The 14,076-nt window shown below is 62.9% G+C and carries 9 protein-coding genes and 2 pseudogenes; 2 read left to right on the top strand and 9 right to left on the bottom strand.

The genetic code is table 11. The features are described from left to right. Nucleotides 1–327: 327 nt before the first annotated feature. Nucleotides 328–546: a hypothetical protein gene (locus C4901_RS06180; protein ID WP_110136582.1), complete on the bottom strand. Its 219-nt coding sequence runs from the start codon at nt 544–546 to the stop codon at nt 328–330. 735 nt (nt 547–1,281) lie between these two features. On the opposite strand from C4901_RS06180, the gene C4901_RS06175 reads away from it, so the two are divergent. Beyond that, nucleotides 1,282–2,793 (top strand): PQQ-binding-like beta-propeller repeat protein, encoded by a 1,512-nt coding sequence (locus tag C4901_RS06175; RefSeq protein WP_110136581.1) that lies wholly within the window; start codon nt 1,282–1,284, stop codon nt 2,791–2,793. 157 nt (nt 2,794–2,950) lie between these two features. Here C4901_RS06175 and C4901_RS06170 read toward each other — a convergent pair. The 7 genes and pseudogenes from C4901_RS06170 to C4901_RS06140 all read right to left on the bottom strand — a co-directional run bounded on the left by C4901_RS06170 (nt 2,951) and on the right by C4901_RS06140 (nt 9,670). Then, nucleotides 2,951–3,336 (bottom strand): annotated as a pseudogene (locus C4901_RS06170) (transposase). A gap of 171 nt (nt 3,337–3,507) precedes the next feature. Next, on the bottom strand, nt 3,508–4,500 hold the full coding sequence (locus tag C4901_RS06165; RefSeq protein WP_110136580.1) for a heme o synthase: 993 nt from the start codon (nt 4,498–4,500) through the stop codon (nt 3,508–3,510). A 41-nt stretch (nt 4,501–4,541) separates the two neighbouring features. After that, the gene (locus C4901_RS06160) at nt 4,542–5,456 is read right to left on the bottom strand and encodes a hypothetical protein (protein ID WP_205736231.1); all 915 of its coding nucleotides are present in this window, start codon (nt 5,454–5,456) and stop codon (nt 4,542–4,544) included. Between the two features lie 119 nt (nt 5,457–5,575). Beyond that, nucleotides 5,576–5,926, bottom strand: a complete 351-nt coding sequence (locus C4901_RS06155; RefSeq protein ID WP_110136579.1) for a cytochrome O ubiquinol oxidase — start codon at nt 5,924–5,926, stop codon at nt 5,576–5,578. Next, nucleotides 5,926–6,381, bottom strand: coding sequence for a cytochrome c oxidase subunit 3 (locus C4901_RS06150; protein WP_168185573.1), 456 nt, complete (start codon nt 6,379–6,381; stop codon nt 5,926–5,928). The genes C4901_RS06155 and C4901_RS06150 overlap by 1 nt, the downstream gene beginning before the upstream one ends. Before the next feature lie 316 nt (nt 6,382–6,697). Further along, the gene (locus C4901_RS06145; protein ID WP_110136577.1) at nt 6,698–8,776 is read right to left on the bottom strand and encodes a cbb3-type cytochrome c oxidase subunit I; all 2,079 of its coding nucleotides are present in this window, start codon (nt 8,774–8,776) and stop codon (nt 6,698–6,700) included. A 75-nt stretch (nt 8,777–8,851) separates the two neighbouring features. Beyond that, nucleotides 8,852–9,670 carry a ubiquinol oxidase subunit II gene (locus C4901_RS06140; protein ID WP_168185572.1) on the bottom strand — a complete coding sequence of 273 codons (819 nt, stop codon included), beginning with the start codon at nt 9,668–9,670 and terminating at the stop codon, nt 8,852–8,854. Between the two features lie 2,091 nt (nt 9,671–11,761). On the opposite strand from C4901_RS06140, the gene C4901_RS06125 reads away from it, so the two are divergent. Next, nucleotides 11,762–12,682, top strand: a complete 921-nt coding sequence (locus C4901_RS06125; protein WP_110136573.1) for a DUF3034 family protein — start codon at nt 11,762–11,764, stop codon at nt 12,680–12,682. A gap of 679 nt (nt 12,683–13,361) precedes the next feature. On the opposite strand, the pseudogene C4901_RS17950 reads toward C4901_RS06125, so the two are convergent. Next, nucleotides 13,362–14,002: pseudogene (locus C4901_RS17950) on the bottom strand (pyridoxamine 5'-phosphate oxidase family protein); the annotation flags it as partial. Nucleotides 14,003–14,076: the final 74 nt, after the last annotated feature.

Below are 14,076 nucleotides of genomic sequence, written 5' to 3'. Positions count from 1 at the left end.
ACGCGCCCTCGCTGCGCTCTCCCTGGCGCGTAGCGGGGGTCCCCCCTTACTGGGCCCCTCCGTCGCATGAAGCCGGAGAGACAAGACCTGTGCGCCTGACTCCCTGAGGATTTGGCGCCGCCGCATCGATGAGGATAAGGACGCACGATCAGTCTTCGGTATCGACTGGCTCGCGATCGCACCAAGGCCCCCGCTTCGGCCGCGAGCCAAGGTCCTGTCCATACCAGAAAAACCACGTCTTGTTGTCGTGGGATAGCCTTATGGCCGCGCCATCGGGGGACGCGGCTAATCCGCCCCGAGTCATCCCGTCCGCCGCTCTTCAACCTTTTATAAGGCGCCAAGCGTGCGGGACCGCTTCTGGGCATGGGAATTCCAGAACTTAAAGCCATCCGCCGTCGGAGTACCCAAAAACTCGTTGATGCCCATGTCCACCACCCCCTTTAGCGGCTTGCGCCCGATCCCTACAATCAGGGCATGGAGCGCCGTACGGGCCGCGGGCACGCGGGACAACACCCGGAAGAAGAAATTCGTGGTCGTCGTGAACAAAGCCTAGGTCTTCAAGAACATCGGCACCATTGAACAGCTCGAAGAACTGCTCTCATTGATGTCCGAGAACGCCAAGCAGAAGGCCGACGAAAAGATCCGGCTGTTTTGCCCGGATAGACGCGCTGAAACATGAGCAGATCGCAATCTTCGCATGATTGGTAAGATGGGGAGAAAGTGCCGCTCAGGCAACCCCTGCAGAACGACATTTCACCTGTGGCGATCAATCTGCCGATCGCTGAAGGCTCAAACGGGCCGCGTGGCTGACCGATCTGCCGTTACGACTTTCGCTTTCCCATACTGACCCCGGCCGGATGTCGTGTGAGCGCCGATGTTATGGGAACATATGGTCATCGATCATCGTGGGCCGGCAGCTGAGGTATTGGGTGCGGCTTTTGACGGGTGGAGCGCTATGTCTGTTGGCGACGTGCGCAAGGTGTGGGGCGTGGCCGACCGCCGCTCGGGTGGGGTGCGCGGCAACACCTGGGCCCATTGGGCCGTCCGGGATTCCACTGGTCAAATCTTTGATTGGCGCGAAGGGACGAGGCGCATGGCGCGCGACACCGGGCTAATAATCCCCGATCCCTATCGGCCCCCGGACAGAAGTGCGGCGATCCCAAGTGGGCCATCATGGATGCGCCCGACTCTGGGGAATAATCCGCCCCTGGCATCAGTCCTCTGACAGAAGAAGGACCACGCAAAGCGTACTGACGTTGCCGATTTTAGAGGAGCAAGCCTATGCCGATACGCCGTTTTCGACTCGCCACCAGCATGCTCGGGCTCGCGGTTGCATCCGCCGCCTGGGCCGCGCCCTTGAGCGTCCCGCACGACCCCGGCAACAACCCCCTGGACCCCTTCGGACCGTTCGCGACCGTCTATTTCCCGCGCAATGTGCCGGCCCCTGCCGATCGCGTGGGGCCCAAGCGCTGGACCCACGCCTATGGCGGCCCGAATCATAACGCCGCGTTCGCCGTATCCGCGCACGCACCGGCGTGGATCCGCAAGGGCGTGTCCTGGAATTTCCCTGAGGCGCGCGCCTGGCCCCTCACCGACAAACGGCCGTTTGGGGCACGCATCTATGGCGTGAAGGAGGCCTTGCCGGTACAGACCCAGTTCTACGGCAACGCCCTGGGGGTGTCGGTGGTCGGGGGCGTGGTCTACGCGGAGAGCGATGACACCTTCGCCTATGCGGTCAATGCCCGCACCGGACGCCTGATCTGGCGGGCAAGCCCGGTCGGCAACAACCTCATGGGCAATCCGCTCGTGAATGCCAACCGCGTCTACCTGTCGGCGGGCAGCGTGTCGTTCAATTTCGCGAACGTCACCCTCTATGCCCGCGACCCTCACGCCGCCGGGCGTGGCAAGGACATCGATTACAATGGCGTCTACTGTCTGAACGCCCACAACGGCAAGCTGCTGTGGTATTTCCCCACCGCCGGCGACGCCATGCCCACACCGGCCTATGCCTATGGGTCGCTCTATATCAGTACCGGGGATGGCAATATCTATGCGATCAGCGCGCGCACCGGTCATAAACGCTGGGTGACCCACGTCGGCGGGATCGCCAATATGTCGAGCCCGGCCGCCTGGCACCACCGCGTGTTCGTGTCCATGTCCGTAATCCCCGACCTCTACGCCCTGGATGCCCGTACCGGCCGGGTACTGTGGAAGGCGAGCATCCCGGGGGCCGCCAATACCGGCATGGGCGATGTCTCACCGGCGGTCCGTCATGGTATCGTCGTCATGGATGCGGTGGCCGATCCACGCCTGGTAGACGGCCACCCGACGCTTACCACCATCGTGCGCGCCTATAACGCCCGCACCGGAAAGGTCCTGTGGACCCACAATATGGGGCGCGGCCACAAGGTCCCGGCCTTCAAGGGCGGCGTGCCCATGATCATCCATGGTATGGTCTACGTCGGCTCGCCGATCACCTCCGACTATGAGGCGATCAACGCGCGCACCGGTCACGTGGCATGGACCTGGCATGTACCGAACGCAGGCCCCGCAGGCGCCGGACGCGGTGCGCCGACCTACTACCAGGGCGTTCTCTATATCTCGACGGGTCCCGATGTCTACGCCCTGAATCCCAAGACCGGGCAGGTCCTTGGCCACCGCCATATCGGAGGGCGTTTCGGGATCGTGAGCCCGACCATCGTCGGCGGCACGATATATCTCGGCAATTCGTGGGACTGGATCAACGCCCTGCCGGTGAAGAGCGTAAATCCGCACTTCCAGGTGCGTCCGTGACCGGCGCGCCCGACCCCGCGGCAGCGCCCGGGGGTCGGGCGCGACTGATGTAAATATCCCCGACAGGGCCTGGGGCTTTCATGTGTGAGCCTCAAAGCGGCTAGAGGGGGTCGCGCACGCGGCCCCGGTTCTTTTAAGGCCACCGCACGATGGCCCGTCAATGCCATAGGTTCATTGGGTCCAGGCGCTGATCTTCTGGCTCTTGGTTTCTGATGGACTCCCGGATGGGGGCCCGATCGCGCCCGACCGCAGAGACAAAGGACCCTCGGGCCCCGAAGTGCCCTCCCCCGAAGGGGCGTTTCCGGTCCCCGTACGCGCGTGCCCGATGAATGGCGCTCGGGCCCTGGATGGTCCCGACCCCCCGTGAGACGGCGTACTGGGGTGGAATCGCTATCATCATGGCCCCCTGATCCGACATCAGGGGGCCGTCCTCGATCCGGGACTGCGTGCGGTCCGCCCGAGGACGGACGACCTCGCCTCAATGTGGCCGCCATTGGGCATGCCGCGTTTTCGGCGACCCTGGCGACCTTTCGGAATAGCCACCCCAGGATAGGGGCATCCCCCTGCGAGCGGCTTGAGTCTGGATACGCGTCCATCGGGACATGTCCTCTTCGTTCGCGTGGCGGCTCACGAATGGGCGTTTCGTCGATGGACTCCCCTATTTGTCAAACTTTACCGGCCTCCCCGGCAGGGCCGGGGGGCTCCCTTTGTAGGCTAGCCTAGGATGTGATGGCCGAGGGCGCCCACCGCCGTGCCAGCCTCGCGCACGACGCCGCTCGGGCCCATGTAATGACCGATGACGAGCAAGGTGAACAGGGCGAAGAGGTAACTGATCGAGACCTGAAACACACGCCGCGCATAGCGATCCATCCCGTCATCCACGGGCATGCGTCGCAGTTTCAGGGTCATGCCGAGGTAATAGAACCCGAGACCGGCGGCCGCCACCGCGTACAGGATGTTCTGGTTGGCGATGACCGGGATCAGGCTCACGATGAGGGTGGCGATGGCGTATTTCACGATCTCGCGGCGCGTGCGGTCGACACCATGCGTCACCGGCAGCATCGGGATGCAGGCCTTCGCGTAGTCCTCACGGCAGCAGATCGCAAGCGGCCAGAAATGCGCCGGGGTCCACACCGACACCAGCGCCACCAGACTCCAGGGCAGCAGCGCGTCGGGCGCGCCGCCGGCGGCCGTCCAGCCTATGATCGGTGGCAGTGCGCCGCCGATACCGCCCCATACGATATTCCAGGGGGTATTGGGCTTCAGGTAGACCGTATAGATCACCCCGTAACCGAGGGTGCCGATGAGCGTGAAGGCAAGCGTCCAGAGATTGGTCGCCAACAACAGCACAAGCACTGATGTCGCGAACAGTGCGGCGGCGAACATCATGGCGTGAGGTCGCGAGATCCGACCGACAGCGAGCGGCCGCCGACGGGTACGGCGCATGTGCTGATCCAGCGATGGCTCGATCAGCTGATTGATGACCCCGCCCGCACCGCCGGCCAGCGCGATGCCCAGGAGGCCCGCGCCTGCACCCAGGAGATGCCGCGAAAAGCCTGGGGCCAACACCGCCCCGACCGCGCCTGTGAACACCAGCAACGAGACCACGCGCGCCTTGGCGAGCACCAAGAGGTCGCGGACCACGGCCATCGCGACACTGCCACCCGTGGCCGGGGCCACCGGTCCCTTCACTGCCTTTGCTGTCATGACTCCTCCTGCCGGCCGCCCGCGTCCGCCGCGAGGGCCTCCTACACCTGCCAGTTCAATACGATCGCCAAGGTGATGGCGAGCACCATGGCCTGATGGAACACCACCACCGCACCCGGGGCCTTGGGGCGCAGGTTCACACCGTGGAACAGCAGGAACCCGACCGCGAACTGCGCGATCGCGAGATAAAACGCCACGGGATAGGCGGGCATCATCCATCCGAGGGTGCCCACGACCAGCAACGCCGCAAAAATGTGCACCGCAACCGTCCACTGCGAGGCACGCTTGGGCGCGACAAACGGCTCGATCGGTTGCCCGAAGCCGCGCTGGCCGGTGGTCATGCCACCCAGGAAGATCGCCAGAAATACTGCGTGCAGGGCGATGTTGGCATCGAGATACCGCAGGAAATGGATGTCCGGGTAACGCAGACCCACGAGATAGGATAGGAGCACGCTATAGGCCAAAAGCCCATGCGTGCCATGCACGAACGCCGGTGCCCGACCCGCCAGGACATGCAAGGTGCCCATGCCAAAAAGCGCGGTGGCCACGATCAGCGCAAGTCCTGTGATGGTTGCGGCGTCGGGATGCAGGACCATGAGCGCCACCCCGATCAGGCCCAGGGTCGTCGCTACCACCCTATGGGCCGCCTCCGGATCCCCGCGCACCAGGAGCGTCAGGATGTTGCGCGTATACGGCCAGCGGGTCCCCAAGGACAGCCCGAACCCGAACCCCTCGACGAGACTGCCCAACAAGATGATGGCGATGGCAAACAGCACCTGGGTGAGCATGAGCGCCTGCACCCAGGCCTCGCGGCCCATGGCTACGGATGTGGTGCCACGCCATATCCCGGCGGCGATGGCCACGAAAATGAGCCCCGCGATGAATACATTGGCCACGCGGACCGCGGTCGTGACCTCACCCTGCACCACATGGTGCTCGGAATTTTTATGTTCCATATCCTCCTCGTCGGCCCACCGGGGCTGCACGCGGACAATACCGCAAGAGGGATATTAAACCAACACCCCGCCGCCTTGCGGCGCGCCCGACCGGACACCCTTGAGTACGCCCCTGACGTCTAGTGCATGAGCCCCATGAGCATGGTGCGCGCATCCAGGGAATGGAACATCCACATACTGAGTCCTACGGCGATCACAAACAACGGAAAGGCCAGCACGAATGACACGGTCGTCCAGCGCTGGGTCGACGACAGGTTGAGTTGCAGCAACAGCACCAATTGCACCGCCACCACGAGCCCCGCCAGGCCCGACAGCACAAGCATGGTGTGGGGCGCGACCGCCTGGTGCCGGGCGATGTACAGCGCCACGGTCATGAGGATGATGGCGATCAGAAACGCCGCCCCATAGGCCCGGCCGCTTGCCAGCTGGACCTCGGGATGCTTCAAGGGATCATGGGCATCGTGGGCCATTACAGCATTCCTCGCAGATCGACAAAGGTGAACACCAGGACCCAGATGACGGCCTGGAAGTGCCAGAAGAGCTTCAGGTTCAAGAGCCGGTAGACGGTCTTGTCGGTGAAGCCCTGGGTGGCCACCTGCACGAACAGCACCGCCATCCACAAAAGCCCGAAGGCCATGTGCAGGCCATGGGTCATGACCAGCGCGAAAAACGCCGACAGATAGCCGCTGTCTTGCGGGTAGATGCCGGCATGGAAGAGCTGCGCGAAATCCTGGACCTCGAGCCCCAGAAACACCGCGCCCAGGATAAACGCCGCGCCCAGACCGAAAAGCACCCCGGTGCGATTGTTGTGCTTCAACGCCACCATCGCACCGCCATAGGCGAGCACGCTTGTGAACACCGCGAGGGTCTCGCCGTAGGCCGACAAGGGGTCCACCAGGGTGTGGAGGGTCCATCGCACCGCCATAGGCGAGCACGCTTGTGAACACCGCGAGGGTCTCGCCGTAGGCCGACAAGGGGTCCACCAGGGTGTGGAGGGTCGGCCCCCCGGCGGCGTTGTAGCCATGGCTCAACACCCCGTAGGCCGCGAACAGACCCGCGAAGATCATCGCATCGCTCAGCATGTACAACCAGAAACCGAGCGTACGCGTGGCCATCACATCATGGTGATAATGGGCCTCCCAGAGACCATCAGCCGCCGAATCCATACCACCGCTTGCCGTCGCCATCGCCTGTCCTCGTCCTCGCTACCAAACCATGATCGCCCGCTCGCCGCCCCAGACTCAGGGATTCGACTCCCGCGGACGGAACATATCGATCCCGCCGTGCGCCTCGCGTGACGCCTCGGGTGCGTTGCGCCGAAGCCGCCGCTCCGTCTCCTGCACCAAGTCGGCCTTCACCACATAGTCCGTATCGCGCACAAAGGAGCGCGCGATCACAGTCAGAATGATGGCCAGCAGCGACATGTCGGTGAGCCACCATATCCGCCATACGAGCCCGAAACCAAGGCCCAGGGCGAACGCCCCGATGATGAGCGGGACCGGGGTGTTCTTGGGCATGGGGATGTCCTCATAGTGGGCGACCGTCGCCCCCGCAAGCCCCTGCTCGCGGCGCCACACGAGCTCATCGCGCGCATGCACGCGCGGCGTCACGGCATAGTTGTAGAACGGTACCGGCGAAGGCGTCAGCCACTCGAGCGTGCGCGCACTCCCCCAGGCATCGGCACCCACGCGCTCGCTGGCGCGATCGCGTATGCTCACATAAAGCTGGCGCACGAAGTAATAGATCGACACGACATAGAACCCGATGCCGATCTCTTCGGCGATCTCAAAGGGCAGCAGCGCCGGATTGGAGAGATAATCGAGGCGCCGGGTCATGCCCATGAAGCCCGAGGTATACATGGGGATGAACACCATGATGGTCCCGGCGGTGAAGAACCAGAAGAAGCGCTTGCCCAGGGCCTCATTCAATTTGAAGCCAAAGACCTTCGGGAACCAGAAGGTCACAGCGCCCATGATGCCGTAGATCACCACCATCAGCATGGTGTGGAAATGCGCCACCACGAACACACTGTTATGGACGCTGTAGTTGACGGGCGGCATCGCCAGCATCATGCCGGTGAGACCTCCGAGGAGCAGCATGAAGAGCGCGCCCACCGCCCACAGCATGGGGGTATCGAAGCGACTGCGCCCACGATAGACCGTGAACGCCCAGTTAAAGACCTTCACACCCGTCGGGATTCCCACCACCATGGTGGCGATGCTGAAGAAGGTATTGACCTGCGGCCCCGCGCCCATGGTGAAGAAGTGATGCAGCCACACCGACCACGACACCCCGGCGATGGCAAAACTCGCCGCCACCATGGTCGCGTAGCCAAAGAGCGGCTTCTCGGCAAACGTCGGGATGATCTCCGACATCATGCCGAACGCCGGCAGGATCACGAAATACACCTCCGGGTGACCCCAGATCCAGAACAGATCCGAATACAGCATGAGATTACCGCCAAACCCGGCGGTAAAGAAGTGCGTCCCGAAATAGCGGTCGGCGCCGAGCAGGCCCAGCGCCACACCGAGGACCGGGAACGAGGTGAGCGCAATGATGTTGGTGCTAAGCGCAGTCCAGGTGAAGATCGGTAGCCGCGACCAGGTCATGCCCGGGGCGCGCATCTTGATGATGGTCGCGATGAGATTGGCCGCGCCCAGGGTCGTGCCGACACTCGATATCTGGATCGCCCACATCCAGTAGTCCACGCCGACGCCGGGGCTGTAGGCAATCTCGGTCAAGGGCGTGAGCCCGACCCACCCGGCATGCGAGAAGTCCCCGACAAACAGCGACAGCATGATGAGCGCCGCACCCACCGCGGTCAGCCACAACCCAAGGGCGTTGAGATACGGGAACGCCATGTCGCGCGCCCCGATCTGCAAAGGCACGATGACATTCATGAGACCGACCAGGATCGGGGTCGCGGCGAACAGGATCATGATGGTCCCATGCGCGCTGTAGATCTGGTCGAAATGGTAGGGCACGAGATAGCCGTGCGCGGCCCCGAGGAAGCCCGGTGAGTGCGGCCCGCAGGCCAGAACCTGCTGGGTGCGCATCATGAGGGCGTCGATGAAGCCGCGAAACAGCATCACGAGCCCGATGATGATGTACATGACCCCGATCTTCTTGTGATCGACCGTTGTCAGCCACTCACGCCACAGATAGCCCCACTTGTGCCCGAAGGTGAGGTAGCCGAGGATGACCGCCCCGAGCACGGCCGCGAACACGAAAGCCCCGGCGATAATGGGGTTCTCCGGGATCGCCCCGAGCGATAGACGCCCTAAGAGCGGGCTCCAGGGTCCTTGCACGTTCACCATAATCGGACACTCCTCTTAAGCGAGAAACACTGAGCGACGCACCACAGCCGGGTCCGCCTGACGCACAAACCCTGAGATCTATGCGGCCCCGGGCGGCGGCATACGCGTGGTATAGACCTTGCCGTCAAGCACCCCCTTGATCACCTGATCGAAGAGGCGCGCATGGACATGCGAAAACGCGTAGGTCTTGCCATCGATATTCGTCGTGGGTCTGGCGAATTTGTTGAACTGCGCATAGTCCATGTGCCGCGGGGACTTCTGGATCGACTGCGTCCAGTGCGTAAAGCGCGCGGCACTCACCACATGCGTCTTGAACCCCATCCACGAGAAGCCGGCGCCGCTGAAGTTCGCGGAATAGCCCTTGTATTGACCGATCTTGTCGGCCACCAGCACCTGCTTTGTGCGCATGCCCGGCATGATGTCGATCATGCCCGCCAAGTTGGGTATGAAGAAGTCATTCACGACGGTGGCCGACGTCATGTGGAACACCACCGGCGTCCCGCGCGGGATCACGAGTTCATTGGCGGTGGCGATATGCTGCTTCGGATAGACGAACAGCCATTGCCAGTCGGTGGTGATGACATCGACGTTCAGGGGTTTGTGCCCGGGGCCGGCGGCCGATGCCGTCTTGGTCTTGATCATGCGGGGATCATAGGGATTGACCGCATAGGTCCCCTTATACGACTCGTAGCCGAGCATCGCCACGGTGAGCAACGGGATCGCCCACACTACCAATTCTATGAGATTCGAATGAGACCAGCGAGGGTCGTAGGCGGCGTTGGTGTTGGTCTTGCGATAGCGCAGCAGAAAATAGGTGGTGATGATCGCCGTGGGGACGATGATCCCGAGCATGACCGCGACATCGAGGATCGTGAATCGCAGATCGGCCGCCGACAAGGGCCCCGCCGGTCGGAAGATCAGGAATTGTCGGGAAAGGCCGTGGGCGGAACAACCGGAGAGAAACAGCAGCGAGAGAGGAACTAGGGACCGGGCGAGATGCCCTATCCTGTGTGCAATCGTATCGTACCGCCTAGCCAGCATTGTGACGCCTCCCGCGTGTTCCCCTGGGCGAACGGACAGGAGCCCCGATGCGGCGGGCCCCTATACATGATTCGCGCATATAATAATATGCGAAATCGCAAAAGGCCAAGAAGATTTTTGCCACAGTACCCATAAAAAAGATCGACGGGTCGATGGCCCGGGACCCGTCGCGCACGACCGGTCATCGCGGGCCGGTACCGCGGCAGCTGGGGGCAACAGACCGGAATGCCGCACGATTCGCCAGCATCCGCGATCCCTTGGACGGGCCTCCGGGGACGCGTATCTTTTGTCATCCCCGCCATCCCCCGCACGCGATCGACGGCGCGGCGGTCCTCGCCCACAAACCGGCGCGCTATTAAAGAGGCCGACGTTCCGCGGATGAGCACAAGGGGTAGGGCCGTCATCACACGGCCCCCAACGACAACAAGGGAAAGAGCGGTCGGCCCGGCGCGAATGGTACCTCCGTTGTTCCCGCGACCCGCCGCCCCTCGGAGTGATCCGACCAGACCGCGCTCGCGACAATCGGTGTCGAGTGGGCCGACTGGGATCGTGTCGCGACCCACGCCCATGCGGGCGGCCATGCCCGCCATTCGCCCGGCAATGGGCGCAGCTCCGGGCGGGCGGCCGCAGACCACCCACAAGAACAACGATACGCCGCATCGTGGGCCGCATGGCCCATCTCGTCATTGCGGGAATCTCCTTGGCGTCGGAACCGCGCACGGCTCGTCCCGAGGATGGCCACAAGCCCTGGCGGCACGAAGATCATGAGCGGCGCCGAGATCGACGGCGCAAACGAGGCCGGGACGTCCCGCAGCCCGACGCGAGCCCACACGCTGACAGAAAACCGATGGCAAGCCCTCACGGACCGGCGCATATGAGCCCATAGTGCCGCCATCCCGGACGCTGTCTCTAAGAGCACTTGGCGGCCGGCCCCACGCCGGGGCCGCGCGACGCAAGAATTCGGCCGCGGTCGCGGTCTTTGGTCTTCTGTCTCTCGCGCGGTATCGAATCTCGATTAGCGACATCAAGCGGGAATCCCGGGCGCCCGGCCCAGAAGATCAAGGCGCGCGCTCATCCCGCCAGGAGTCGTGGAACTGAAAGGGCCGAGGACCCAAGCCTTACCTGGCTCATCGAAGCCGCCCACAAGGCCCAAGTGATCACGAGAGGCCCAAAAACACAACGCGCGGCCGCGAGGACTAACCGGCGTAGCCGCTCGGTCAATCCGCCCGATCGATGCATCCGGAGCCAAAGGCACCCGCCGTTCGCCGCGCCCGCGCCGATCCGCCTCGGCAATCCCTCATCCGGACGCCTGCCGGGCCTCACCGCGCCCGGAGTCCCGCCCGGCCACGAAATCGTCCCACGCCGTCCGCTTTGCGGCCAACTTTGACAGCGATCCGCCAGACCTGGAAACAGTGCAGCCGATTCCAGGATTTGAAACGGCCAACGCGACCGAAAAGAACGAGCCGCCACGGCCCTGGTTCGTAGTTCACATCTAAGCGTAAGGGTAAGGCCGGTCGTGCCAACGACGTGGTCCCGAGGTGGCGCTATTCAGGCTCCAGGGGCTCGCACAGCGGTGCTGTCGATTCCACTTGACATAAATTAATAATTTTCGGATATATTTTCATAGAAATTTCTTCTGTTACTGAAAAGAAAATACCATGGCGCATTTTTGCGCCGCGTCAATTACACTACTGTCCGCTCCTGTTCTCAAATACGATCGAGAATGGAGAACGACGATACCTCGGCCATTAATAGGACGTTCCGTTGTCGGCCGAGTCGTGGTGGTTGGCGTTTGGCATGCGGCACAAAAAGCGACAAAAACTATGACCCATCGAACGAATAACCACATCGCTCAACGATGGGTACGGATCCATCATTTAACGGAGAACGTTCGACGTAACCGGAGGCATGATGTGTCTATAAGTTAACCATAGGAGAAGATTGCGCATGAAAATAATAAGCAGCATTACACTGCTGGCGGCCGCCATCGCGGTGTCGCCAGCGGCGCTGGCCCTGCCCATCATGATCGAAGGCGCGGGCGGCGGGGGGCTCAATCCATGGGCGTTGATCGCGAATGGCAATAGCAAGAAGGCGGTGACGCCCGCGGTATTCGGGACATACGGCACCACACCCAACTATGATGTCTACAGCGCTGGTATCAATCTCTCGATTTCGAAGTATGCGGAGGTCTATTATGCCCACCAGTCCATGGGCCTTCCGCAGTCCCTCACGAGCACCCTGACCTCGGGAGCCGGCTCCATCCTACCCGCTGACGTCGCGAACGAGAACAGCATCGATCAGGACATCGTCGGTGGTAAGTTGCAGGTCTACGGGGGCAACGGCGTCATCCCCGCCCTCGCCGTGGGCATGAATTACCATATGACATCGGCCCCCATCCCGCTAGCCCTCGGCGCCCATGCGAACGGCGCGGATTTCTATGTCGCCGGAACTGGAATCTATCCTTTGCTTGGCAGTCACATCATCTTGGACGCCGATATCTATATCACACGCTCCAATTATCTCGGCCTGCTCGGTCAAGGTGGCGCGGGTTATCGCAACTATGGGGCGCAAGGGGGTGCAAGTGTCGGCTATTTTGTGAGAAAGGACGTGGTGGTGGGTGCTGAGTGGCGTAGTTTCCCGGGCGACAACCTGTTCGGCGCCCAATCCTATCTGCAGACGGCGCTCCATGATCCCGGAGTGAATCTGAAACAAAGCGACTGGTATGACGGATTCATCGCCTACATGCCCAATCCACAGTTTTCTGTCGTGGCCGCCATCCTTGATCTGGGTAACATGGTCAATATCCCGGGCCACTCGGTCAACAGCAACCAGACGGGCTTTTATCTCAGCACGACGGCAGCCTTCTGACCGCGCGCGCACATGATGGGTCCTCCTCCCCGGGCTTCTCTCTCAGGAAGCCTGGATTGGCCCCACTCCGATGAGTGGGGCCTTTTTTATACGGCAAGATATAATTGTCGTTCAGCTAAGCCCGGACCGAGCACCCCTCCTTACGCCCGAGATGCCGCGGGATGGCGCGGGATGGCGCGCGCAAGATCCCGAGCGCTGAAATTCGACGTTGGCCGGTACATCGACGGATGCGGCTTTCTGGTAGCGCGTCGCTCTTTAAAACGGGCCGTTCCCATGGCAAGCCCCGCATCTCTGGGGACTCCCTCATGGCATTGGGCCTTTTCCACCACCTGACTCCGCCCAGATCGCCACGGGCCGGAGACTGTCGCGGTCTTGATGCCACCCTGCAATCCTTGTCACCCAGGATGCAGGCGGCTTGCGGGCGTGGCATTGGGCCTTTTCCACCACCTGACTCCGCCCAGATCGCCACGGGCCGGAGACTGTCGCGGTCTTGATGCCACCCTGCAATCCTTGTCACCCAGGATGCAGGCGGCTTGCGGGCGGGGGCTATCAGGACCGGTTCTTGTCGGCGATCCCGGTCTCTATGCCATCGATGCTGACGGCGTTGCGCTCGCGCCAATAGCGCCGCACACCCTCCTCGCCCTTCTTCTCGGTCCAGATGCGCAGGTCCGGCCGGTCGCCGGCGAAGGATCCCGGTCTCTATGCCATCGATGCTGACGGCGTTGCGCTCGCGCCAATAGCGCCGCACACCCTCCTCGCCCTTCTTCTCGGTCCAGATGCGCAGGTCCGGCCGGTCGCCGGCGAAGCCGAAATACGGCACCCCGAAGCCGCACGAGGTCGATCGCGACATCGAAGATCTGGCGGGCGCCGGGCAACGGCGGAAAGAGCGCGGCAAGCACCGGCCAGGCGGGATCGGCCTGGTGGACGGCGCGCGCGGTCCCATAGAGCGATCGCGACATCGAAGATCTGGCGGGCGCCGGGCAACGGCGGAAAGAGCGCGGCAAGCACCGGCCAGGCGGGATCGGCCTGGTGGACGGCGCGCGCGGTCCCATAGAGCCGCAGGATAACGGGCTCGCCGCCAAAGGCGCAGAACATGAGCGTCATGCGCGGGTCACTCTGGACATGGGCCGCGGACTCGTTGCCGCTCCCCGTGAGGTTCAACCACGCAACGCGATTGGGGTCGAGGATGCGCAAGCTGTCTAGGCCCTTGGGCGAGACGTTGACGCGCGAGTCGCAGGTGGCGGTGGCCACGAAGAAGATCTTCTGTTCCGTTATGAAGCGCGCCCAGCGCTCGGGGATATGCGCGTATTGCTTGGCCATAGAAGCGCTCTCCGCAGACGTGTGGCTACAGGGGGCCTTGGCCCGGGCAGGTGGCTGCAGATCACCTGCAAGGC

Source organism: Acidiferrobacter sp. SPIII_3 (assembly GCF_003184265.1).
In the GTDB taxonomy this organism is placed as follows: domain Bacteria; phylum Pseudomonadota; class Gammaproteobacteria; order Acidiferrobacterales; family Acidiferrobacteraceae; genus Acidiferrobacter.
The sequence above is the reverse complement of the archived record's forward strand: the minus strand, read 5'-3'. Positions and strand labels throughout refer to the sequence as shown.

Bases quoted from the DNA above. Each gene is read 5' to 3' on its own strand.
- C4901_RS06175 (WP_110136581.1), top strand. From the start codon at position 1,282: ATGCCGATACGCCGTTTTCGACTCGCCACCAGCATGCTCGGGCTCGCG.
- C4901_RS06165 (WP_110136580.1), bottom strand. From the start codon at position 4,500: ATGACAGCAAAGGCAGTGAAGGGACCGGTGGCCCCGGCCACGGGTGGC.
- C4901_RS06160 (WP_205736231.1), bottom strand. From the start codon at position 5,456: ATGGAACATAAAAATTCCGAGCACCATGTGGTGCAGGGTGAGGTCACG.
- C4901_RS06155 (WP_110136579.1), bottom strand. From the start codon at position 5,926: ATGGCCCACGATGCCCATGATCCCTTGAAGCATCCCGAGGTCCAGCTG.
- C4901_RS06150 (WP_168185573.1), bottom strand. From the start codon at position 6,381: ATGGCGGTGCGATGGACCCTCCACACCCTGGTGGACCCCTTGTCGGCC.
- C4901_RS06125 (WP_110136573.1), top strand. From the start codon at position 11,762: ATGAAAATAATAAGCAGCATTACACTGCTGGCGGCCGCCATCGCGGTG.